Source organism: Curtobacterium sp. RIT-PI-V, from assembly GCF_025642935.1.
GTDB lineage: Bacteria > Actinomycetota > Actinomycetes > Actinomycetales > Microbacteriaceae > Curtobacterium.
Map to the genome: position 1 here is coordinate 70,484 of NZ_JANZKM010000011.1, position 21,780 is coordinate 92,263.

General features: G+C 68.4%; 21 protein-coding genes, 1 tRNA gene and 2 pseudogenes. 6 read left to right on the forward strand and 18 right to left on the reverse strand.

The window, feature by feature from the left end; all coding sequences use genetic code 11:
• Nucleotides 1-93: 93 nt before the first annotated feature.
• A complete protein-coding gene (locus OGL88_RS08945) occupies nt 94-1,530 on the forward strand; it encodes an MATE family efflux transporter (RefSeq protein WP_263054741.1) in 1,437 nt (478 codons plus the stop codon).
• 193 nt (nt 1,531-1,723) lie between these two features.
• On the opposite strand, the gene OGL88_RS08950 is transcribed toward OGL88_RS08945, so the two are convergent.
• On the reverse strand, nt 1,724-2,332 hold the full coding sequence (locus tag OGL88_RS08950; protein ID WP_263091205.1) for a copper resistance CopC family protein: 609 nt from the start codon (nt 2,330-2,332) through the stop codon (nt 1,724-1,726).
• Between the two features lie 40 nt (nt 2,333-2,372).
• Nucleotides 2,373-2,540: a hypothetical protein gene (locus OGL88_RS08955; protein ID WP_263054739.1), complete on the reverse strand. Its 168-nt coding sequence runs from the start codon at nt 2,538-2,540 to the stop codon at nt 2,373-2,375.
• A 215-nt stretch (nt 2,541-2,755) separates the two neighbouring features.
• Here OGL88_RS08955 and OGL88_RS08960 point away from each other — a divergent pair, with 215 nt between their 5' ends.
• Nucleotides 2,756-3,469, forward strand: a complete 714-nt coding sequence (locus OGL88_RS08960; RefSeq protein ID WP_263054738.1) for an alpha/beta hydrolase — start codon at nt 2,756-2,758, stop codon at nt 3,467-3,469.
• 123 nt (nt 3,470-3,592) lie between these two features.
• On the opposite strand, the gene argG is transcribed toward OGL88_RS08960, so the two are convergent.
• Nucleotides 3,593-5,035 carry an argininosuccinate synthase gene (argG, locus tag OGL88_RS08965; protein WP_263091206.1) on the reverse strand — a complete coding sequence of 481 codons (1,443 nt, stop codon included), beginning with the start codon at nt 5,033-5,035 and terminating at the stop codon, nt 3,593-3,595.
• A 110-nt stretch (nt 5,036-5,145) separates the two neighbouring features.
• On the opposite strand from argG, the gene OGL88_RS08970 reads away from it, so the two are divergent.
• Both OGL88_RS08970 and OGL88_RS08975 read left to right on the forward strand, forming a co-directional pair.
• Nucleotides 5,146-5,700 carry an RNA polymerase sigma factor gene (locus OGL88_RS08970; RefSeq protein WP_263054737.1) on the forward strand — a complete coding sequence of 185 codons (555 nt, stop codon included), beginning with the start codon at nt 5,146-5,148 and terminating at the stop codon, nt 5,698-5,700.
• Nucleotides 5,697-6,611, forward strand: a complete 915-nt coding sequence (locus OGL88_RS08975) for a hypothetical protein (RefSeq protein WP_263054736.1) — start codon at nt 5,697-5,699, stop codon at nt 6,609-6,611. Before OGL88_RS08970 ends, OGL88_RS08975 begins: the two co-directional genes overlap by 4 nt.
• Before the next feature lie 7 nt (nt 6,612-6,618).
• Here the strand turns inward: OGL88_RS08975 and OGL88_RS08980 are convergent.
• From OGL88_RS08980 to OGL88_RS09040, 13 genes and pseudogenes are all read right to left on the reverse strand, one after another.
• Nucleotides 6,619-6,690, reverse strand: a tRNA-Arg gene (locus tag OGL88_RS08980).
• Between the two features lie 13 nt (nt 6,691-6,703).
• Complete coding sequence (locus OGL88_RS08985; protein WP_263054735.1) at nt 6,704-7,807, reverse strand: epoxide hydrolase family protein; 1,104 nt, start codon at nt 7,805-7,807, stop codon at nt 6,704-6,706.
• A gap of 61 nt (nt 7,808-7,868) precedes the next feature.
• Nucleotides 7,869-8,543 carry a cation diffusion facilitator family transporter gene (locus OGL88_RS08990; protein ID WP_263054734.1) on the reverse strand — a complete coding sequence of 225 codons (675 nt, stop codon included), beginning with the start codon at nt 8,541-8,543 and terminating at the stop codon, nt 7,869-7,871.
• The gene (gene cmtR / locus OGL88_RS08995; protein WP_263054733.1) at nt 8,540-8,893 is read right to left on the reverse strand and encodes a Cd(II)/Pb(II)-sensing metalloregulatory transcriptional regulator CmtR; all 354 of its coding nucleotides are present in this window, start codon (nt 8,891-8,893) and stop codon (nt 8,540-8,542) included. The genes OGL88_RS08990 and cmtR overlap by 4 nt, the downstream gene beginning before the upstream one ends.
• Before the next feature lie 167 nt (nt 8,894-9,060).
• Nucleotides 9,061-9,312: pseudogene (locus tag OGL88_RS09000) on the reverse strand (HNH endonuclease); the annotation flags it as partial.
• A 31-nt stretch (nt 9,313-9,343) separates the two neighbouring features.
• Nucleotides 9,344-9,634 carry a hypothetical protein gene (locus OGL88_RS09005; RefSeq protein WP_263054732.1) on the reverse strand — a complete coding sequence of 97 codons (291 nt, stop codon included), beginning with the start codon at nt 9,632-9,634 and terminating at the stop codon, nt 9,344-9,346.
• Nucleotides 9,635-10,169: 535 nt separating this feature from the next.
• The gene (locus OGL88_RS09010) at nt 10,170-11,687 is read right to left on the reverse strand and encodes a hypothetical protein (protein WP_263054730.1); all 1,518 of its coding nucleotides are present in this window, start codon (nt 11,685-11,687) and stop codon (nt 10,170-10,172) included.
• Nucleotides 11,688-12,139: 452 nt separating this feature from the next.
• Nucleotides 12,140-14,335 (reverse strand): site-specific integrase, encoded by a 2,196-nt coding sequence (locus OGL88_RS09015; RefSeq protein ID WP_263091207.1) that lies wholly within the window; start codon nt 14,333-14,335, stop codon nt 12,140-12,142.
• A gap of 247 nt (nt 14,336-14,582) precedes the next feature.
• Nucleotides 14,583-15,761, reverse strand: coding sequence for a tyrosine-type recombinase/integrase (locus OGL88_RS09020; RefSeq protein ID WP_263054728.1), 1,179 nt, complete (start codon nt 15,759-15,761; stop codon nt 14,583-14,585).
• Nucleotides 15,762-15,794: 33 nt separating this feature from the next.
• Nucleotides 15,795-16,313 carry an HNH endonuclease gene (locus OGL88_RS09025; protein WP_263054727.1) on the reverse strand — a complete coding sequence of 173 codons (519 nt, stop codon included), beginning with the start codon at nt 16,311-16,313 and terminating at the stop codon, nt 15,795-15,797.
• An 80-nt stretch (nt 16,314-16,393) separates the two neighbouring features.
• Nucleotides 16,394-16,642, reverse strand: a pseudogene (locus OGL88_RS09030) (HNH endonuclease); the annotation flags it as partial.
• 365 nt (nt 16,643-17,007) lie between these two features.
• Entirely contained in the window at nt 17,008-18,042 is a 1,035-nt protein-coding gene (locus tag OGL88_RS17805) for a C40 family peptidase (protein WP_276583079.1), read from the reverse strand.
• A 176-nt stretch (nt 18,043-18,218) separates the two neighbouring features.
• Nucleotides 18,219-18,914 carry a metal-dependent transcriptional regulator gene (locus tag OGL88_RS09040; protein WP_111085212.1) on the reverse strand — a complete coding sequence of 232 codons (696 nt, stop codon included), beginning with the start codon at nt 18,912-18,914 and terminating at the stop codon, nt 18,219-18,221.
• A 174-nt stretch (nt 18,915-19,088) separates the two neighbouring features.
• On the opposite strand from OGL88_RS09040, the gene serC reads away from it, so the two are divergent.
• Nucleotides 19,089-20,204 (forward strand): phosphoserine transaminase, encoded by a 1,116-nt coding sequence (serC, locus tag OGL88_RS09045; protein ID WP_263054725.1) that lies wholly within the window; start codon nt 19,089-19,091, stop codon nt 20,202-20,204.
• Between the two features lie 96 nt (nt 20,205-20,300).
• On the opposite strand, the gene OGL88_RS09050 is transcribed toward serC, so the two are convergent.
• Together OGL88_RS09050 and OGL88_RS09055 are read right to left on the reverse strand one after the other, a co-directional pair.
• The gene (locus OGL88_RS09050; protein ID WP_263054724.1) at nt 20,301-21,041 is read right to left on the reverse strand and encodes a DUF3027 domain-containing protein; all 741 of its coding nucleotides are present in this window, start codon (nt 21,039-21,041) and stop codon (nt 20,301-20,303) included.
• 4 nt (nt 21,042-21,045) lie between these two features.
• Nucleotides 21,046-21,423: a cold-shock protein gene (locus OGL88_RS09055; RefSeq protein ID WP_131846066.1), complete on the reverse strand. Its 378-nt coding sequence runs from the start codon at nt 21,421-21,423 to the stop codon at nt 21,046-21,048.
• Between the two features lie 109 nt (nt 21,424-21,532).
• On the opposite strand from OGL88_RS09055, the gene OGL88_RS09060 reads away from it, so the two are divergent.
• Entirely contained in the window at nt 21,533-21,778 is a 246-nt protein-coding gene (locus OGL88_RS09060) for a hypothetical protein (RefSeq protein ID WP_123340886.1), read from the forward strand.
• The last annotated feature ends 2 nt before the right edge of the window (nt 21,779-21,780 follow it).

Genomic DNA, 21,780 nt, shown 5'->3' on the forward strand with positions numbered 1-21,780 from the left:
CCGGCGCGCTCGACGCGCCACGGGCCTCCCGGCCCCACCCCGCACGCGACGGCATCCCGTCGCGCCCTCAGCCCTGCCCACGAGGAGGCAGTCATGACCACCACGACCCCCGAGAACTCCGCAGTGGCCACCAACCGCTGGTACCTCTCCGCCGCCCCGATCGCCCGAGCCCTCGTGCACCTGTGTGTGCCGATGGCCGCGGCGATGGTCGTCAGCGCCCTGTACAACGTCATCAACGCCGGCTTCATCGGCTCGCAGCACGACACGTCGCTGCTCGCCGCGATCACGTTCGGCACTCCGCTGCTCGGCATCGTGATGGCCGTCGGCGGTGTGTTCGGCGTCGGCGGCAGTGCCCTGATGTCCCGCTTGCTCGGCGCCTCGGAGCACGACCCCGCCAAGGCGCAGGACATCAAGCACGTCGCCTCGTTCGCCCTCTGGGGAGCCGTCGTCACCGGCGCGGTCCTGGCCGTCGTCGGGCTCGTGTTCCTGCGCCCGCTGGTTGCCGTGCTCGGTGCCGATGCCGCAGCCGTCCCCGCCACGAGCGAGTACGTCGCCGTGATGCTCGCGTTCGTCCCGGTGCTCGCCTCGTCGTTCGCCCTCGAGCAGATCGTCCGCTCCGAGGGTGCCGCACGCCAGGCGATGGTCGGCCTGGTCCTGTCGACCATCGGGAACCTGGTGTTCGACGTGCTCTTCATCCTCGTGCTGCACTGGGGGGTCGGCGGTGCAGCGCTGGCGGTCGGACTCGCGAACGTCGTGTCGATCGCCTACTGGGTGACGTGGCTGCAGCGGAACAGCGAGAACGTCAGCTTCGCGCCGAAGTGGTTCACGCTCCGTGCCGACATCCTGAAGCCCGTCTTCGGCATCGGCGTCGGCGAACTGCTGCAGTCCGCCTTCCTGATCGTCACGACGCTCGTGCTCAACAACCTCGCCGCCGCCTACGGCGACGACCCGCTCGCCGCCATGGGCGTCGCGGTCCGCATCGCACAGGTGCCGGAGTTCCTGGTGATGGGCGTCACGATCGGCGTACTGCCGCTGCTCGCCTACGCGTTCGGCAAGGGCGACGCTGCACGACTCCGGGCCGCCCTGCGCGGAGCCGCCGTCACGGTCGGCGCGATCGTCCTCGTGTTCTCCGGCGCGGTCTTCACCTTCCGCGAGCAGGTCTTCACGATCTTCTCCGGCGACCACGCGGTCCTCGCGATCGGCCTGACGATCCTGACGGCGCAGCTCGTCGCCGCCATCGTGAACGGGTTCACGGGATTGCTCACCTCGCTGTTCCAGGCGACCGGCATGGTGCTGCCCGCGATGGTGCTGTCGCTGGCGCAGGGCGTGCTGTTCATCCCGATCGTCATCGTCGGCAACCTGTGGTTCGGACTCGCCGGGATCATCTGGGCGCTGACCGTCACCGAGGTCATCGTGTTCGTCGCCGCGGTGGTGCTGTGGCTGGCGTCGCGCGGGAAGATCGCGCGCGGCCTGGCCGCCGGCAGCGAGGAGCGGGCGGACGCCGCGCTCGAGGAGGCACCCGCCGCGTAGCGGGCCGCGCTCGCATGGTGAGCAGAAGCGGGGGTGGACGCGGCCGGCGTCGGACGGGAGGCCCGTGGCGGCCGGGTGGCGGGCCTCCCGTCCGGCGCGTGTCCGGGGCGCGGGCACGGCGCATGGTGAGCAGGAATGGTCGGGTCCCGGAAGGCGACCCGACCATTTCTGCTCACGAAGTGAGCGGGGCGCGCTACGCGCGACCGCGGCCGCCGCGGCGCAGGAGGAGCACGACGACGGCCCCGGCGGCGAGGACCGTGCCGGCGCCGAGCGCGACCCAGACGCCCGGGGCGATGCCCGGCGCCGACTCGGGCGCACCATCGGATGCCCCGGTGGCCGTCGCGGTCGACGTCGGAGTGGGGGTGACGGTGTCCGACGTCGGCACCGTCGTCGCCGGAGTCGTCGCGGACGGTGTCGCGACCGCGGCCCGGTACTCGAACCCGTACGTGCCGTCGATCGGGTGCCCGTCCGGCGACACGTACCGCCAGAGCACCGTGTACGCGCCGTTCTCGAGTTCGACGGCCTTGCCCATCGTCATGCCGGAGACGGTCACCTCGCCCGTCGACACGTCAGTACCGTCGGCGTCGGTGACCTGGATCCGCAGCCCGGCGTCCAGGCCGGCGAGCGGTGCCTCGCTGAACGTCAGGTCCACACGGTCGAGCGGCTCGGTGATGACCGCGCCGTCAGCGGGCGAGCTGCCGGTGAGGGCCGAGTGCGCCGAGGCCGGTTGGACCCCGATGAGCGCCAAGAGCCCTCCGATGACGATCGCGAGGGAAGCTGCCGTCGTTCGTCCTGTCCGCATGCACAGACTCTACAAGCCGTAGAGCAGCGGAGCGGACGGCTCAGATCTGCTCGCCGAGCAAGTCGGCGTAGGACGGCTCGCGCCGTGCGTCGCCCGTGCTGGTGGAAGCGTGACCGGTTCCTTCGAGGCGTTCGGCCACGAGGGCTTCGAGGTCCTCGGGCGACCGGAGACCGTGACGGTGCCAGTCGTGCTGCATTCTGGCGGCCATGATGACCAGCCCTTCGTCGAGATGATGCGCATCTCGGATTCGTCCGGATCGACCCGCTGTGCCAGACCCCACAAGCGTGTGGGGAGCATCGTGACGACGGGTCCCTGATGACCGATCCAGTTCCTCCACGGTAGGGGTTCCGTCCGATGTCGTCGAGTCCGATGCGCTTCCCGGCCGACCGCGCGCCGCCGCGCGGATCGCCGTAGCGTCGGGGCATGGAGATCCTGTTCGTCCACGGCGCCCTGGTCCGCGACGGTGCCTGGTGGTGGCAGCCCACCGCCGACCTGCTGCACAGCCGCACCGGCATCCGCAGTCGGGCGGTTGCACTGCCCTCCTGCGGTGAGGGCCCGGCGGGACACCCCGGCGGTGGGCTCGCCGAGGACGCAGCCGCCCTGCGCGCCGCCCTCGACGACAGCGATGGGGCGATCGTCGTCGGGCACTCCTACGGCGGCACCGTGATCGCCGAGGCCGGACGACACGACGCCGTCGCGCACCTGCTGTACGTGTCCTCGTACCTGCCCGACGTCGGCTCCGCGCAGGCCGGCATCATGGCCGACGAGCCCGACCCCGTGTCGATCGGCCCGGCCGGTGACGGTGTCCTCGCCGTCGCCGGCTACGACGCTGCGTCCTTCGGTGCGCGCTTCCTGCAGGACGCCGACGGGAACACGCAGCGAGCGGCATCGGAGCGGGTGACCGCCCAGTCGGCGGGGGCGTTCGTGACGCCGACGACGGCGGCCGGGTGGCAGGACGTCGACTCCACCTACCTCGTCTGCACCGAGGACCGCAGCACCACCGTCGGGCTGCAGCGCGCGCACGCAGGGCGGGCGACGCGGAGCGTCGACGTGCCGACCGGGCACCACCCGTTCGTCACGCGGCCCGACCTGGTCGTCGAGCAGCTGGAGCTGCTGCTCGGAGGTGCCTCGGCCTGAGTCGGCGGCAGGACGACGGACGGGAGGCGCGGTGCCAGCTGGCCCCGCGCCTCCCGTCATGCTCGTTGCGCGTCCACGGCGCGTGACCGGCCGCGTGGTACCGGTCCCGTGGCGCTGCGCTCGTCAGTCGGTGCCGGAGTCGAAGGCTGCGCCCTCGGAGGCGAGGTCCGTCCGGCGTCCGAGTGCGTCCTCGGCGTCCGAGGCGATGACGGCGCCACCGAGGATCTCCTCGGACTCGCCCGCCTCGAGCTCACCGACGAGCTCGGCCGTCGCACCGCCGATGAGACCGGCCGCCGCGTACTGCTCGAGCCTTGAGCGGGAGTCCGCGATGTCGAGGTTGCGCATCGTCAGCTGACCGATGCGGTCGTCCGGACCGAAGGCGGCGTCGCCGACCCGCTCCATCGAGAGCTTGTCGGGGTGGTACGACAGCGCCGGACCCGTCGTGTCGAGGATCGTGTAGTCGTCGCCGCGACGCAGGCGCAACGTGACCTCGCCGGTGACGGCCGAGGCGACCCAGCGCTGCAGGGACTCGCGGAGCATGAGCGACTGCGGGTCGAGCCAGCGGCCCTCGTACATCAGACGCCCGAGTCGGCGGCCCTCGTTGTGGTACGACGCGACCGTGTCCTCGTTGTGGATCGCGTTGAGCAGCCGCTCGTACGCGATGTGCAGCAGGGCCATGCCCGGTGCCTCGTAGATGCCGCGGCTCTTCGCCTCGATGATGCGGTTCTCGATCTGGTCGGACGCGCCGAGGCCGTGACGACCGCCGATCGCGTTCGCCTCGTAGACCAGGGCGACGGCGTCCGTGTACTCCTGGCCGTTGATCGCGACGGGGCGTCCGGCCTCGAAGCGGATGCTGACGATCTCGGTGGCGACCTCGACGTCGTCACGCCAGGCGGCGACGCCCATGATCGGCTCGACGATGTCCAGGCCGCTCGAGAGCTCTTCGAGGCTCTTCGCCTCGTGCGTGGCACCCCAGATGTTGGCGTCGGTCGAGTACGCCTTCTCGGTGGAGTCGCGGTACGGGAAGCCGCGGGCGACGAGCCACTCGCTCATCTCCTTGCGGCCGCCGAGCTCCTCGACGAACTCGGAGTCGAGCCACGGCTTGTAGACACGCAGACGCGGGTTGGCCATCAGGCCGTAGCGGTAGAACCGCTCGATGTCGTTGCCCTTGTAGGTGGAACCGTCGCCCCAGATGTCGACGCCGTCCTCCTTCATCGCACGGACGAGCATCGTGCCCGTGACCGCACGACCGAGGGGCGTCGTGTTGAAGTACGTCTTGCCGCCGGAACGGATGTGGAACGCGCCGGTCTGCAGGGCGACGAGGCCCTCTTCCACCAGGGCGCTCTTCGCGTCGACCAGCCGGGCGATCTCGGCACCGTACTCGTGGGCGCGGCTCGGGACGGCGTCGATGTCCGGCTCGTCGTACTGACCGATGTCGGCCGTGTACGTGCAGGGGATCGCCCCCTTCTCGCGCATCCAGGCAACGGCGCAGGAGGTGTCGAGACCCCCTGAGAACGCGATGCCGACTCGTTCGCCGACGGGGAGACTGCTCAGGACCTTGGACACGGGGTCAATCGTACGGGGAGACCGGGGGTCGCTACCGTCCAGCGCGACGGTTGTGGAGAACTCGTCCCGCGAACCGGGAACCGATCCGCTGCGCCCGGACAATACAGGGCATGAACCAGATCACGGGGGACCGAGCGGACTGGGCGCTGGGCATCGCCGGCGACGGCCGAGCGGTCGGACGCGTCTTCGACCGCCACGCCCCTCGCCTGCGCCGGCACGCCGTCGGCCTCGTCCCCACACCGGCCGACGCCGACGACGTCGTGGCCATCGCGTTCCTCGAGGCCTGGCGGAAGCGCGACCGCGTCCGCTTCGTCGACGACTCCATGCTGCCCTGGCTGCTCGTCACGGCGACGAACACCGCGCACAACCTGACCCGCGCCACGCGCCGTCACCGGCTCTTCCTCGGCAGGTTCCCGGTCGACGACCCCGCTCCCGACCCCGCAGAGTCGTTCACCGACGCCGAAGCGGTCGCAGCGTTGCGCGGGCTCCCGATCGCAGACCAGCGGGTCCTCGCCCTCTGCGTGCTCGAAGGCCTCGGCGAACGCGAAGCGGCCGCAGCCCTCGGGGTCGCACCGGGCACCGTGAAGTCCCGGCTCCACCGGGCGAAGGCACGACTCCAGCAGCAGTACTCGACGTCAGCGGAACCCCTCGGAGGCACACTGTGAACGACCACATCTCCCCTCGTCTCGCGGCGATGCGCGACGCCCTCGTCGCCGACGTCGACGCGACCGCCACGGCCAGCCCTCCGGCCCGTCGACGCCGCCGACCGACGCGGGGCACGGTGATCACGGTCGCGGCGGCCTTCCTCGCCGGTTCGGCCGTGACCGGTGGGATCACCGCGGCGGCCCTGCCCGCAACCGACCAGGACGCCGTGCTCGAGACCGCCCTCGCCACGTCGACGCGCTACCAGGTGGAGGAGGGGAACCACGCGACACTGCTCGGCACGCCGGCGTTCGCGGTCACCCGCGGCGACGGTTCGTTCCCCCTCGGCACCCGTCCCGACGGCGCGGACCGCGTGACGCTCACGTGGGAGTGCCTCGAGTCGGGGACGTTCACGATCCGGGTCGACGGGACACCCGTGGACTCCGCCGCTTGCACCCCCACGACCACGAAGGGCCAGGTGACCGTGCTCGGCTCCCGCTGGGGCATGTACCCGGCGCCGAAATCGGGAGGAGCCACCGTGTCCGTGTCCGGCGAGGGTCCGGCGCGGTACGCGGTGTGGGCCTCGTGGGCGAAGTCGGCCTCGATCGCACGGCCGTCCGCCCAGCAGCGGGCGGAGACCGCTGACGGGAAGGTCACTCTCGACGAGTACACCGCCGCGTTCAACCGGCTCCAGGCCTGCCTGGCGCAGGCCGGCCAGTCGATGGGCACCGTCCCGCTGTCGTGGTACTCCGGCGGCGTCTGGACGAGCCGACCGACGGGGGCGGGACCGTGGTACCTCTACTCGACGCCGTCGGAGGGCTCGGAGACCTTCGACACCCAGTGCTACCCGCGCGAGTTCGGCGACGTCGACGCTGTCTGGCAGGACGAGCACCCGATGCCGGAGGACCCGCCGGTCCAGCCGGCCGCGGGATGATCGTCGGTGCCCCTGGAGGGACTCGAACCCCCAACCGTTTCCTTAGGACGGAACTGCTCTTCCATTGAGCTACAGAGGCTGGCCCGTCCACTCTAGCGGCGGAACGGCTCCAGGAACGTCGTGAGCTCGTCGACGTACAGCGCCGGTTGCTCGAACGGCGCGAAGTGCCCGCCGCGCGGCATCATCCGGTACGACACCAGGTTCGTCGTCCGCTCGAGCCACGCCCGCGGCGGCTCCACCAGGTCGCCGGGGAACAGCGAGAAGCCGGACGGCACCTCGACCCGTCTGGCCGACTGCTCCGGCGGGATCGCAGCGTTCGCGTGGTACATCCGCATCGCCGAGCCGATCGTGCCGGTGGCCCAGTACTCGGTCAGCAGCGCGAGCACCTCGTCCCGCGTGTACACGGACCACAGGTCGCCGTCGCAGTCGCTCCACGACCGCAGCTTCTCGACGATCCACGCGGCGAGCCCGGCGGGCGAGTCGTTCAGGCCGACCGCGACGGTCTGCGGCTTGGTGCGGTGCATCATCGCGTAGGCACCCTCGGCGTCGCGCCACCGGACGGTCGCCGCGACGAACCCGCGTTCCTCCGGCGACAACGTGTCGAGGTCGATGCCGGGCCAGGCGAGGCCGCCGTCGATGCGGTGCACGGCGACGACCCGGTCGGCGTGGTCGAGCGCGAGGTAGCGGGCGACGTGGGTGCCGATGTCCCCGCCGGCGACCGCAAACCGTTCGTAGCCGAGCTCGGTCATCAGCTCGGCCCACATGCCGGCGACCGCTCGGGCGTCGATCGGCTGCGGTGGGGCGTCGGAGAACCCGTACCCGGGCATGTCCGGCACGATCACGTCAAAGCCGGCCTCGACGAGCATCGGCAGGACCTTACGGTACCGCCATCCGGAGTCCGGCCAGCCGTGGGCAAGCAGGAGCGGCAGTGCGTCGGGCGTGTCCGCTCGGGCGTGCAGCACGTGGATCCCGGTGCCGTCGATCGTCAGCCGTCGGCTGGGCAGTGCGGCGAGCGCCGCCCGGTGCGCGTCGAAGTCGAAGCCGTCTGCCCAGTACTCGATGAGTGACCGGAGCTCGTCGACGTCCGCCCCGAGCGACCAACCAGCGCCAGCGGGGGCGTCCGGCCAGCGCGTGGCCCGCAGTCGCGCGCGGAGGTCCTCGATGGTCGCGTCGTCGATCTGCGGTGTCTCGCCCATGCCCGCGACGCTACTCAGCGGGACCGACACGCGGACGGCGGTCAACGCACCCGAGCCCGCGTCAGCAGCAGTCGCAGGCGTCGACCGCGCGCTCGCCGGTCAGGGCGGCGACCGGCTGCTTGCAGGCATCGCCCCGCCAGGCCTCGAGCCCCTCGCGCACCGCGAACACGACGACCACCAGGCCGGCCACCGGATCCGCCCACGACCACCCGAACAGCGTGTTCAGGAGCAGCCCGACCAGCACCGCGGCGGACAGGTAGCTGCACACCAGGGTCTGCTTGGAGTCCGCGATCGCCGACGCCGAACCGAGTTCCGTGCCCGTGCGACGCTCGAACAGGCTGAGGAACGGCATCACGGCCAGGCTGACCGCCGCCAACACGATCCCGACGGTGCTGTGCTCCGGCTCGCGCAGCCCGGTCAGGGTCAGCACCGCGTCGACACTGACGTACAGCGCCAGTGCGAAGAACGACACCGCGATGACCTTGAGCGTGACGCGCTCCCGCGCTTCGGGGTCCGGCCCGGCGAACTGCCACGCGACGGCAGCGGCGGACAGGACCTCGACGACGGAGTCGAGTCCGAAGCCGATCAGCGCGGTCGAGGACGCCACCGAACCGGCTGCGATCGCGATGACCGCCTCGATGACGTTGTACGTGATCGTCGCGGCGACGATCAACCGGATCCGTCGCTGCAGCACCAGTCGGCGATCGGGGACGACCGGAGCCATCACCCCGGTCATGCGCCGGGCCCGCAGCTGAGCGGGACGTCGCAGTCCTCGTCGGTGCACGCTTCGCCGTCGTCGACGGCGAGCACGACCTCGAGGAGCGAGCGGATTGCGGCCCCGAGGTGCGGGTCGGCGATCTCGTACCGGGTGGAGCGACCCTCGGGCACCGCGACGACGATGCCGCATCCGCGCAGGCACGCGAGGTGGTTCGAGACGTTGGACCGGGTCAGCCCGAGTTCGGCCGCGAGCCGGCCCGGGTAGACGGGCGCTTCGAGCATCTCGAGCAGGATCCGGGAGCGCGTCCGGTCCGCCATCGCCCGGCCGAGCCGGTGCATGACGTCGAGCCGCGGAGCCATGGTCAGCATGCGCTGACCATACAGCGTTCGCTGACGTGTCGCGAGCGAACGGCGGACGGGAGGCCCGTGGCGGGGCCGCCACGGGCCTCCCGTCCGCCGCGGGGTGAGCACAAGGCGACAGGTCGCCACCCGCGACCCGTCGTCTCGTGCCCACCGGGCGCCTGCGGCGCAGGCCGCTACGCGGCCACGAGGTACTCGTCCCACTCCGCCTGCGGGCGCTCGATGCCGCGCACGACCCACGACGAGCCGTGCGGGATCTTCGGACGGAAACGCAGCCGCCACCCCATCTCCTGCGGGGTGCGGTCGCCCTTCTCGTTGTTGCACGCCAGGCAGCAGGCCACGAGGTTCTCCCACGAGTCCTGCCCACCGCGCGACTTCGGCTGCACGTGGTCGATCGTCGTCGCGTGCCGGTCGCAGTACGCGCATTGTCTGAACTAAAGGGTCGGGCTGGCCGCCCCGTTAGACCTGCAGGTCCTTGCCCCATCGCCGGTACCGGGCATCTCCTGCGAGTGGATCACCTTCTGCCCAGCCGTTGCGGGCGAACATCGCTTTGGCGGGGATGTTCTCTACGTGGACGGCCGCCGCGAGCTCAAGCACCGTGCGTGAGCCGGCGTGCGCCCGGCAGTACTGGTCAAAGTCGGCGAGCATCTCGTCGCCGATGCCGGACCGGAGAACACGTAGGTCGCGTGCCAGAGCGACGATCGCAAAGTCGAACTGATCTCTTCCGGTGCGAGCGGCACCGATGAGCACGGCTTCAAGCCTTGGCGCGCCAGCATCCGAGAGACAGAGGCGCGAGAAAGCACCAGGGCTCCTCGTTGGAAGCCGAGCGCTGCGAACTATCCCCTGTACGTCGGAGGCCCAGGGGGCGGGCTTGTGAGGACGAGCCGCGGAGCCCTGTCCTCGCATCTCAACCGGTGGAGCACACACAAATCCCGGCAGGAGCCTGCGGTGGGATGCGGCCCCGTCGACCCAGTGGCTCAACTACCGGCGGGCCAGAGGGCGGTCCCGCTTGCGCCGGAGGGACTCCGCTGCGCCACGGTCGTGTCGCAGCAGTTCAAACGCGCCGAGCTGGTCTGACCCAGTGCTTTGCCCACGCCCGTAGGCCCGGATCAGCTGGTATGCGCTGCCGGTCTTCGCGCGGTGCGGGCGGATACGCAGTACACGCTGCGTTTCCCGTACTGGTCTAACCATGTCGTCCTCCTACCTGTCGATAGTAGACGGTGAACCTCAAGGCGCCTAGGTTGTGGCGACTCCCGAACTGCGTTGTTGCCCGAGAGGCTGTTCGTCATCGACCGCGTCGAATCAGCAGTTCTGGATGAGCGAGCACCTCGAGGAGAGCGAGCCACGCGAGGTCGGTGATCCGTGGGTCGAGAGCGCCGGTGTGAGCAGCAAGTAGGGCTCTCGTGCGCACGGTCGGGGTCTTGTCCATACCGTGCTGGCTGTTCCGGAGCGCGGTCAACCATTCTCGTGCCGCAGTCGCCAGCGGCACGAGGACGTCGATGCCGTTCTTGTCCGGCAGCATGACGCCTCCGTCGCGGAGCCGTGACGGCATGAAGAACCCATCCTGCACGTTGCGGAGTGCTTGCACTGCAGCGCGGGCACGCGGCAGGAGCACGGGTTGCACGTCCAGCGGAAGCACCGCTTCGAGGTCGGCCAGGACGGCTTCCATCTTTGAGAAGGTGGTCGCTCGGTCACGTGTGAGCGTGCGATTGAGGCCGGCGAGTGAGTCGAGGGTGTGGAAGAGCGCGAGCCGCCGAGCATGCCCGTCCCGGGATGACCCGATGACTTGGACGGAGCGACACAGCTGCTCGAAAGTGAGGAGCCGCTCTACAGCGGATGGCGGGTGGTACTGCCCGTCGACGACATAGTTCGCTGGCTGCGTGAGGTGCGAGAACACCAGATCGAGCCGATCCACCCACCATCGGAGAGCCGCCTTGAACGCCGCGTGCGGGATGTCCCGTACGTCCTTCAACGGCTCGATCTGTGCAGACCGCTCTGACAATGCGAGAAGATCCAGGTCGAGCAGCGGGCGAGGCTCTACGGCCTTCCCGAAAGTGAACACGAGTACACCACCCAGCCTGGGCGCGGTTGTCGCCCAGACATGGGGGCTGAGGCTCGTGACGAGCGGTTCGAGGTAGGCACCGAGCCCGACGTTGATGTCCTCCATGAGCTTCAACGAGGACGTGAACGTGTCGCCAGCCGCAGTAGGCTCCGGCGGCCGGTCGCCGACGTTGAGCATCGCGCGCGCCACTCCGTACCGTCGACCGAGACGCTCCGTGGACTCCACCAGATACATCGCTGCGTTGGGGAAGACCACCTCACGAAGCCCCGCGGTCGCTCCCGCAAGGACAGCAGGGAGGTCCTTCGCTTCCTCCGTCCCGACCACAAGGGCCCGGAACCCCGCAAGGGCCTGCACCGCCTCTGTCGGGTGTCGTTCAAGAAGCGTCTGTTGCAAGCGGACTGCTCTCGCCCACGAGCCGGGTGCCGGCCCAATCTGGTCGTACTTCGACAGTCGCTCGACTACGCGCTGATAGCCGCGTTCGTCGGAGGGGTCGGTCTCTAAGCCCAGGCGGGACCACCGGACGAGGTTCGGCTTCGAACCGGCGACGCTCTCCTCATTACGTCCGAGAAAATCGTCTCTATCGCGCACGAGCTCCCAACCGACGAACTCGCCCATGTCGTCGGGCACTCCACCGAGGAACCAGTTCGCCACGTGTATCTTCACCGGGTCCATGATGAGCTTGCGCAGGTCTTTGGCCGCGGTGGGAACGGCGGCCCCATCCCCGTTGCCTCCTCCGGTCACCCTTGCCCCCTTGCTCTAGCCCGATGCCAGGAGCTTCAGCGTAAGACGAAGCATTGACACGTCAGTTGCCGGGGTTACGCTGCCGACGTGCCTCGTACTTCACGCAAGCGCCCAAATCAGCTGACGCCGGACTGGCCGTCAGCGCCGTCGGAAGTGGTAGCCGGCGAGTACGCGCGTCGTTTCGCGTTGCGCCTGCGCGGCGTCATCGGCGAGGGAAGCGTACGGGCCTTCGGACGTGAAGCAGATGTTGCTCCGGGAACGCTTCGCGCGATCTTGGAGGGCCGAACCTGGCCAGATCTCGAGACTGTTGCGAAGCTCGAGTCGAGCGTCGGCGAGATTCTCTGGCCAACAGCGGCGATCCCTGAGGAAGCCGGCGGCGTGCGATACGAGGCACGAGTCGGTCCGAGCGTGTGGTGGAGAGCGAATGAGCAGGCCCCTACCGAGGGAGGTGTCTAAAGCCCGGGGCGAAGGCTGGGAAGGCCCAGCCCTACCTTCTTGTCTAGCGCCGTGAGCTTGCTGCGCGCTCCGGAGAGGCTCAGCCCGAGCATTGTGATCTCGCCTTTCCAGCTACGGCGTTTGGCTTCGGCAAGACGCTTCTCGAGGTTCTCAATTCTTGAGACGAGATTCGTGCGTCGGTCCGGCTTCACGCGGAGCAGTGAACAGCGCAAGCAAGCGTGTTCGTGCACACACGGCGTGCCGAACGCTCGTCCGCAGGAGCCCAACTCGAGCTCGCGCTCTTCGAAGTCGGCTAGGAACTCCTGCCACTCATCGTCTGTCGGCTCGCGGTACTCAACGGCGTAGTCCTCGCGCATGCGGCGCCGCCGCTCGATCCACTGGCGGTGGTGGAGGAAGACGTCCTCATCGTAAACCGCGACGTACTGCTGCAGCGTGTCGAGTGAATCGTGACCGAGCACTTTTGCGGCGATGTGGGGAGCAAGGCCGGACATGACTGCTTCTGTGGCAAAGAGTCGTCGGAAGTCGTGGGGTTGGAAGCGGATAAGCCGGCCGGCCCCGTCTCGGAGGTCAGCTTCTAGTGTTGCGATGTTGAGCATTCCAGCGACCCAGCCACGCTTGATCGGAACGCGACGCCCATTGACTATGCGTTGCATCAGCAGGGGCGAGGCGGGGATTACCTGCTTCTCAAGAGGGTCCCACCGGTCGAGCGGTGGGACGAGGCCGTGTTCATCGCGTATCCGGTCAAGGATCGAAGACAGCACGTCGGCGAGGTCTGGACTCATGAGAATGACGCGCTCTTTATCGGTCTTGGATGGAGCGATCTGAAGCAGCGGGACCGTCTCACCGGTGGAAGGGACCGTGAACTGGGAGAGGCTCGTGACTGCGAGCTCCTCGAACTCCTCAATCCGGATTCCAGTCTCCTTGAGGACACCAACGATTGCCCACTGCCAAAACGTGCGGTCCTCTTCAAGCCGCGCGTCAAAGACGACATCGGTGTCGTGGCGGCGCACCCAGATGGGCGGTAGCGCGGCTCGAGTTTTGGAGCCCTTGACCACAGCGCCTGCTCGCTTGGTCGTGCGTTGAAGACTGACGCCGTCGACTTCGAAGGTTTCGCCGAGTTCGACATCCGAGGCTGCGGCAAGTGCCTCCGCGTGCCACGCTCGGCGGTCCTCGACTGAGAGGGTGAGGGTTTCAATGAGCGGCAGACGCTCCCGAGTGCGTTCGTGGCTTTGCGCGCGCTGCTTCCGTTTGATCTTTGAGATACCGCGAAGGTCGTCCGCGGTGATGGGGTTCGGAGCGGCGATTGCTCCGAAACGTTCGGGATGGGTCTGCGCCCAGTCATTGATGTCGAAGTAGAAGCCCCGAACCGCAATGAGAACCGAGGAGTGGTCCTTCCTAGGCTGTCCCTGGCGGCGGCCCTTGCGGATGACTTGGACTTGCTCCTTCCAGTCCACGAGGACTTCGAGGGGGATGCGCAGGGTATTGATGCCCGGCTGGAGGTCCTCGATGTGGCACCAGAAGTTGTCGACGAGCGCGTTCACGAGTCCGGTGACTGTTGAGTAATCGAGGCCAGTGGCGCGGGACTTGATGTAGACCACGAAGAGGTCACGCATGGTGGAGCTCTTGATCCCGGTGCGGTCGACGAGCTGCTCTACAGTGAGCCGCCCGACTCGAATCTGCGAGCCCCATGTGGTCGGCGATCCTTGTGGCAGGAACTGGGCCCACGACATGACGTTGTAGATCTCGCCACCGGGTGGTGTCGGCAGAACGCGGGCGCCTACCTCGTAGGCCTCTCGGATGTCTTCAATTGTGACGTCTGCCACTCGCTGTATACCTGTGTGGACCATGATGCGTGCGAGCTGCGGGAAGGCAGTTTTTCGCACATGTTCCGGGCGTTTTGATCGGCGCTGGATGGCGTTGTCGAGTGCGTCAAAGCCTTCGGGGTCTCTGGCGGGCAATACGACACCCGAGAGTTTCTGGAGTTTGCGGAGGTTGCGGTAGAGCCACTCGTAGGAGGGGCGGATAGCGTCGATGACGAGAAGCCAGCTCACGCCCATTGCTTCGGAACCGGTGTTCTTACGGTTCACGAGAGTGTTGTCTGCTTTGCTGATCACGTGGCGGAAGTCGTCCGCGCTTTCAATCGCGCTCGCGTCCCACCGCTCCTGCCACGTGTCGCCGGGGAACGAGAGCAACCACGTCATTGTTCGGCGACTGCGCCGCTCACGAATCGTTCGCTCTCGGGCGAGGTTTGCTTGCTCTGTGCGGAAGGGAACGTCGCGGAGAAGATCGAGTACCTCATCTATCGGCAGTCGGGTGGTTGGCCACGAAGGCGAAGGTGGACTTTTCGACGGGGGTGACGGGGTGTCTTCCGGCGGGGCGGCGACGTTCCGGGTCGGTTTCGACGCTCTCGATCGTCTCCGAGCCCCCGTGTCGACGAGTTCAGCGCTCAAGAGACCCACCAAATATGTTCTCGAGCGAGGTGCGGTTGTAGCCTGCCGCTGCAGCGACAGGGGCGATCTTCGGACGCTCACGTCGGTAGTGTGCCGCTGCCCGGAGGAGAACTTCTTCCTCGGTAGCTCTTGTGTAGATCTGCGTGCTGGTCAGCCAGGCATGGCCCAAGATTTCTTGGACGTCGCGGGGGTTCATGTCCGGGTCGGACATCATGTCGTAGGCGGCGGTGTGACGAAACTGGTGGAGGCGATGCCGCACGCCGAGTTGTGTCTCCAAGCGAAGCAGGACTGCTCGCAGAGCGGGGTAGCGCAGTGGCGTGTACGGAGCACGAAGCGTCAGCCAGACGGGCTCACCCTCTCGAAGCTCGCGGCCTTTGAGATAGTTCACGAGGTAGAGGAAGGACTCTGGAGAGGCTGGGAGCCACTGTGTCGCACCGCCTTTCCGGGTGACGAAGATGCGCTGTCGTCCTTCGTCGACGCACTCGCCGGTAAGGCCGAGGAGTTCGCTGGCTCGTGCCCCGGAGCTGAGGAAGAACTCCACGAGTGCCCGGTCCCGATCCTGCTTGATCGTGTTCAGGAGGTCCGCTACTTGCGAGTCACTCAAGGACTTTGGTGCTTCCTCGGGCACCTTTTGTCTTCCCGGCCCTCGGTGAGTGTGGATGAACTGCTGCATCGGGTTGTGGTGGGCGTGGATACGCCCTTGGGCCGGGACGGGACTGATTGGTCCGTCGCCATGCTCTTCGTGGAAGCGGTAGAAGGACGCCAGGGTCGCGATGTTGTGGTTGATGGTTCTGGGTGCGAAGCCCGCTTTCACGGCGACGCGTGGTGCGGTTCCGTGACGCCAGTCGCCACCATGTCTCGGAGTCGCCACCTTCATCCAGAGGATGAAATCGTCGAACTCCTGTCGTGTCGCACGGTTCCATGACACGTTCACTTGAGGAGTGGCGAGGAAGCGCCACCAGCGGAGTAAGTCGACGGCGTAGGCGTATGTCGAGTTGGCGGACGATCCTGCCGCAAAGATGTTCCTCAAGAACAGGTCGACGGCGACCACCGGCTGCTGGGCCGCGTCTAGGAAAACCGTCCCTGTCAGCGCACTCGGGTCTCGTCTAGCGCTGCCGAGCCGGGGTGGCTCAATCGAGGACACGTCCCGTCCGGGCTCTAGAGTCACCTCAACCTCCTCGACGGCATGCTGGGTATTCTATTACCCGGCTAGTTCAGCGGGGAAGTGCTTCCACGGCGCCGTGTACTCGTCCCACCCGGGCTCGCGCCAGCGCTTGCTGATGAGCGTGGCTGTGTTGGGCGCGGGTTCGCGCAGGTCAAACGGGAGCCGCCATCCGAGCTCGCTCAGTAGGCGGTCCGCCTTCTTGTTGTTGCACCGAAGACACGCGACCACCACGTTGTCCCAGGTGTTGGTGCCACCTCGCGCTCTCGGCACGACGTGGTCGAGCGTGTTCCCGGGCCGGAAGCAGTACGCGCAGGTGTAGTCGTACATCTCCAGCACGGCCCGTCGAGTCAGGGGGATAGTTCGTCGCGGAACGTGGATGTACTGGCGGAGGAGTACCACGTCGGGTTCAGCGACGTCCATTGAAGCGCTCCGGATGCGGCTCGTGCCCTCGACGAGCATCGCAGCCTTGCCGTTGAGGACGAGCAGCAGCGCACGACGCGACGAAATCACCGCCAGCGGCTCGTAGCTCGCGTTCAAGACGAGCGTCCGGTTCATGCCGCAACCACCAGTGAAGAGGGTGCCGCACACATGAAGAGAAACGTCCCTCGCACCCGTTCAGAGAGTTCAGACAACAGGCACCGGTTGGCGTCACGGCGCAGGACTCCGCGGCGCGACACCGGCACGAGTCTCGAGTGCGGGATGCGCACGTACCGGGTGAGGATGATGACGGACGGCCGATCGAAGCTCGAGGTCGACCCGGTGACCGGGTGTTCGAGGTCGGCTGCGACGACGGAGGCCTTCTGGTTCATGACCAGCACGAGGGCTCGTCGGAACGAGATCACCGCGAGGGGCTCGTAACCGGCGTTGAGGACGAGAGTGCGCATTGGTTCCCTTCCGACGTGCCTGGACGGCTTCCAGGCGCTGCGGGTGCGTCGGACCGGGGCCCTTCGCAGGTGACCGTCGCTCGCGCACACGTCCCCTGAACCACGAAGAGCACCACCCGGAAGGGCAGTGCTCTGGTCATGCAGGGGCGTGCTCGTGCACGCAGGCGGTGGTCGACCGTATGTCGATGCGCGCGCGCCGACCCATGGTGCGGGTCGTGCGGAACAACGACATGGGGTCTCCCTGCTCGGGGCCTTGCGGACCGGTGCAGCGCCAGGCTACGTCAGAAACCGGCCCGGCACGAGGGTGTGCGGGCCGGTTTCGGCGATGTTCACGGGTTCGATGCCCCGCGGTCGGGTCGGATGCCTCAGATGCCGAAGCGGACGATGTGGTAGTCGCTGGTCCAGATGGGACGGATCGACACGGACCCACCGGGCTTCGGGGCGTCCATGATCATGCCGTTGCCCATGTAGAAGCCGTCGTGCGCCTCGTTGTTGAAGATGACGACGTCGCCGGGCTGCGCCTCGGACTCGGGGATCGTGGTGCCGGCCTGATCCTGCAGCGGCACCGAGTGCGCGAGGTTGATGCCGTACTGCGCGTAGACGAACATGACGTAGCCCGAGCAGTCGAAGCCGGACGGGTCGGCGCCGCCGAAGACGTACGGGGTGCCGATGTACTGCTTGGCGGTGGCGACCACGGCCGGCAGCGAGAACGGGGTGTCCGCGGCGCTGGAGCTGGCCACGTAGTCGGCGGCGGACGGACCGGTGTACGAGGCGTACTGCTCGGCGGTCTGGGCGCGCGCCGCCTGCGTGGCCGATGCTGCCTGCTCGGCCTGTTCCGCGGTCGCCTCGGCCTGGTCGGCCGCAGCCTGCTTGGCCGCCGCTCGTGCGTCGAGCGTCGCCGTCGAGGTGGCGCCGTAGCCGTCGCGGCTCGTGCCGGCCAGCGCGACGGCGTCGGACACCGAGAACTCCTGGCTCTCGGTCGCGCGGACCTGACGCTGCGCGTTCGCGGCGTCGGTGCTGGTGGAGGGCTGCGCGGCGAAGGCCGGGGCAACGGCCACGGTGCCGAACATGCCGGCCGCGACGGTCAGGACGATGGGCGCGAGGAACTTGCGCTTGCGCGACGACGAGGTCGCCTTGGCTGCGGTCGCCGTGGCTGCGGCCTGTGCGGCTCGACGGCCACCGGGGAGCGGGGCGGAGCGGACCGGGACGACCTTGCGGGTCGGGCGGGTGTCGGCCTGGCGGACGGACCGCCGGGTGAGCGGTGCGTCGGTGGCGTTCTCGGTGTTCGTCGGGTTCGCGGGCGTCTGGTCGTCCGCGGCGGAACCGGTCTGCGTCAAGGGTGTGGTCTCCGGCGTCTCGTCATCACGCTGCCGTGGGTGTCCGGCGGCGTGCAACCCCATCCGTTCGTCATCGTTTCCGATCGAGGCAGGAGACGGGTTCGAGACGTCCTGCCACGGGTCTCCGGCTCAGGCGCAGCCGGGGACTCGACGAGTGTACGGGGCCGTCGTTACCTTGTCGAGATGAAACGGGCCGTTTGTAACGAAACGGTTAAGAAGCCCTGGTCAGGGGCAGGAAATCAGTCTCGCTCGATGTACACGTGCTGCGCGACCTCGACGGGGAGCTCGATGCCCGAGTCCTCGCCCTCGACGCGGACGGCGACGTAGGCCCCGGCGCGCTGCACGCTCGCCAGACGACCGGGCATGACGCCGGCCGTGCGGAGCTGGTGCAGGAGCTCGGGCTCGAACTGCACGGGCTCGCCCAGACGACGGATGACACCGGTCGCGACGGCGTCGGTGCCCTCGGTCGCGGCGACGATGTTCTGCACGCCGTCGAGGAACCCGGCGGCTGCGGGGCCGCCGATCTCGGCCAGGCCGGGGATCGGGTTGCCGTAGGGCGACTCGGTCGGGTTGCCGAGCATCTCGAGCAGGCGGACCTCGACCTGCTCGCTCATGACGTGTTCCCACCGGCAGGCCTCGTCGTGGACGAACGCCCAGTCGAGTCCGATGACGTCGGCCAGCAGGCGCTCCGCCAGACGGTGCTTGCGCATGACGTGGGTGGCTCGGGAGCGCCCTTCGTCGGTGAGCTCGAGGTGGCGGTCGCCGGAGACGACGACCAGGCCGTCGCGCTCCATGCGGGCGATGGTCTGCGAGACCGTCGGGCCCGAGTGGCCGAGGCGCTCCGAGATGCGAGCGCGCAGCGGAACGATCGCCTCCTCCTCCAAGTCGAGGATGGTGCGAAGGTACATCTCCGTGGTGTCGACGAGATCGGTCACGGTCCGCCTCTCATGTCTGGGCCCAGCGGCCACCACCCTACTTGTTCGGACCGACGAACTCCGACCGACACTTGCACGGGGCAAGAAGAGGGCCGTGGGCACAGCGGTCCGGGCCTCCCCGTCCGGCCGGTACAGGCGCACCAGCACTGGGATCGCGCTCGGTAGGATCGGCGCATGGCAGACATCGTCATCCCCGCCGAACTCCTCCCCACCGACGGCCGCTTCGGCTGCGGACCGTCCAAGATCCGCGGCGCGCAGCTCGAGTCCCTCGTGACGCGCGGGGCCACGATCCTCGGCACGTCCCACCGCCAGAAGCCCGTGAAGGACCTGGTCGGCAGCGTCCGCTCCGGGCTCGCCGACCTGTTCCAGGTCCCCGAGGGCTACGAGGTCGTCCTCGGCAACGGCGGTTCGACCGCGTTCTGGGACGCCGCCGCGTTCGGGCTCATCGAACGCCGTGCCGAGAACCTGTCCTTCGGCGAGTTCGGATCGAAGTTCGCCAAGGCCGCCAGCGCCCCCTGGCTCGAGGCACCGCACGTCGTCGAGGCCCCCGGCGGATCGCTCGCCGCGCTCGAGCCCGTCGACGGCGTCGACGTCTACGCCTACCCCCACAACGAGACCTCGACCGGTGTCATGGCCCCGGTCGTCCGCGCCACCGGTGACGCCGGAGCGCTCACGGTCGTCGACGCCACGAGCGCCGCCGGTGGTGCCGCGTTCGACGTGGACGCCACCGACGTCTACTACTTCGCGCCGCAGAAGAACTTCGCCTCGGACGGCGGCCTGTGGCTCGCGCTGTTCTCCCCCGCCGCGATCGAGCGCGTCGAGCGCATCGCATCGAGCGGTCGGTACATCCCCGAGTTCCTGTCGCTCAAGAACGCCGTCGACAACTCGCGCCTGAACCAGACGCTGAACACCCCGGCGATCTCGACGCTGTTGCTGCTCGACGACCAGGTCCGCTGGATCAACGAGTCCGGCGGCCTGGCCTGGGCGGACACCCGCACGAAGACCTCGTCGTCGACGCTGTACGACTGGGCCGAGTCGGTCGACTACGCGACGCCGTTCGTGACCGACCCCGCAGCCCGCTCGCAGGTCGTCGCCACGATCGACCTCGACGACTCGATCGACGCCAAAGCCGTCGCCGCGACCCTGCGCGCGAACGGCATCGTCGACACCGAGCCGTACCGGAAGCTCGGGCGCAACCAGCTGCGCGTCGCGACGTTCACCGCGATCGACCCGGACGACGTCGCGAAGCTCGTGCAGGCGATCGACTTCACGGTCGACGCCCTGCGCTGACCCGTCCGTCGCGCGCGCCAGCGCCAGCGACGAACACCACGGAAACGACGAAGCACCACGGGATCCCGTGGTGCTTCGTCGTTCTTCGGGTGCGTGTCAGGAGCGGTGGAAGTCCGGGTCGACCTCACCTGCATCGAGCTGGGCGCCGTCGAGGTCGGCGTCCGGGTCGACGGGCTGCACGCGCTGCGCGCGACGACGGCGAGGGGGCTGCGGGGCGTCGTCGACGTCGTCGTCGTCCGGCTCGGAGGCGTCCGGCTCGGAGGCGTCCGGCTCCGAGGCTTCGGCGAGCGCGTCGACGTCCACACCGTCGATGTCGTCGTCGTCCGGTTCGTCGAGGTCGTCCTCGTCCGCTTCGAACTCGGCGTCGTCGTCCTCGTCGTCATCCGAGTCGTCATCCGACTCGTCGTCGGCTTCGTCGTCGTCCGAGTCGTCGTAGTCGGCGTCCTCGTCGTCGTCGTCATCATCCGACTCGTCATCGAAGTCGTCGTCGTGCTCGTCGTCGTCGGACTCCTCGTCCGACTCGTGGACCTGCGCCGCCCGGTACTCGGCCAGTCGCTCGGACCACGGCACCCACTCCGGTGCCACGAGCGAGCCGTCGCCGGGCATCAGCTCGACCTCGAGCACGGTGGGGTCCTCGTCGCCGACCTTCGCGACGCTGACGGTCCAGCGCCAGCCGGGGTAGCCCGGCATGCGGTTCGCGAACAGGACGGAGACGACGCCGTCGCCTTCGTCCACGGTGCCGACGGGCGCGCCGATGCTCGACTCGGGCGTCACCTCGAGCAGCGCGGTCCGCGCCAGGTCGGTGTAGTCAACGGGTACTGCGTCGCTGTCTGTCATGGCGTCACGCCTCCAACTGGTCTGCGACGTGCCGCAGGATGGCGGCGAGTCGATCGCCGTTCTTCGGGTAGCGGCCGTGGCGGAGGTCTCCGCTGATCCGGTCGAGTTCCTTCACCAGGTCCTCGACGATCACGGCCATGTCGTCCGCGGAGCGACGGGTCATCCGGGACAACGACGGCTGCGGGTCGAGGAGCCGCACGGACAGTGCCTGCGACCCCTTCTTGCCCTGCACGACGCCGTACTCGAGCCGGGATCCCGCCTTCACGGTCACGACGCCCTCGGGCAGCGAGGACGCGTGCAGGAACACCTGGTCGCCGTCGTCTCCGGTGATGAAGCCGAAGCCCTTGTCGTCGTCGTAGAACTTGACCTTGCCGGTGGGCATGCGTGGACTCCTCGAGGTCGTGGTACGGCCGTGGTGCGTCGGATATCCTGGGTCGATGGCCAATCCGACCCGATCAACCGGGAACCCGCAGGATTCCGCAGAACCCCCGGTGACGTTCAATCGTACCGAACGCGCTCTGGCGTTCATGGTCGGTGGCATCTTCATCGCTGCGTTCCTCTGCATGGCGGCGATGATCGTCATGTGGCTGACGGTCCCGAGCGCGCAGGGCTCCATGCCGTGGCCGGTGATCATGGCGATCCCGCTCGTCGGCTTCCCGATCGGCATGGTCCTGGTCTTCACGCTCCTCGCCATCACCTGGACGCGCCGCGCACGAGCCAACCGGACGGCTCGCTGACG

Coding starts and splice junctions, on each gene's coding strand:
- serC (WP_263054725.1), top strand. CDS start 19,089: ATGGCAGACATCGTCATCCCCGCCGAACTCCTCCCCACCGACGGCCGC.
- OGL88_RS09025 (WP_263054727.1), bottom strand. CDS start 16,313: ATGAACCGGACGCTCGTCTTGAACGCGAGCTACGAGCCGCTGGCGGTG.
- OGL88_RS08955 (WP_263054739.1), bottom strand. CDS start 2,540: ATGGCCGCCAGAATGCAGCACGACTGGCACCGTCACGGTCTCCGGTCG.
- OGL88_RS08985 (WP_263054735.1), bottom strand. CDS start 7,807: ATGGGCGAGACACCGCAGATCGACGACGCGACCATCGAGGACCTCCGC.
- OGL88_RS09050 (WP_263054724.1), bottom strand. CDS start 21,041: ATGACAGACAGCGACGCAGTACCCGTTGACTACACCGACCTGGCGCGG.
- OGL88_RS08950 (WP_263091205.1), bottom strand. CDS start 2,332: ATGCGGACAGGACGAACGACGGCAGCTTCCCTCGCGATCGTCATCGGA.
- OGL88_RS09055 (WP_131846066.1), bottom strand. CDS start 21,423: ATGCCCACCGGCAAGGTCAAGTTCTACGACGACGACAAGGGCTTCGGC.
- cmtR (WP_263054733.1), bottom strand. CDS start 8,893: ATGCTGACCATGGCTCCGCGGCTCGACGTCATGCACCGGCTCGGCCGG.
- OGL88_RS08990 (WP_263054734.1), bottom strand. CDS start 8,543: ATGACCGGGGTGATGGCTCCGGTCGTCCCCGATCGCCGACTGGTGCTG.
- OGL88_RS08970 (WP_263054737.1), top strand. CDS start 5,146: ATGAACCAGATCACGGGGGACCGAGCGGACTGGGCGCTGGGCATCGCC.
- OGL88_RS17805 (WP_276583079.1), bottom strand. CDS start 18,042: ATGGGGTTGCACGCCGCCGGACACCCACGGCAGCGTGATGACGAGACG.
- OGL88_RS08945 (WP_263054741.1), top strand. CDS start 94: ATGACCACCACGACCCCCGAGAACTCCGCAGTGGCCACCAACCGCTGG.
- OGL88_RS08960 (WP_263054738.1), top strand. CDS start 2,756: ATGGAGATCCTGTTCGTCCACGGCGCCCTGGTCCGCGACGGTGCCTGG.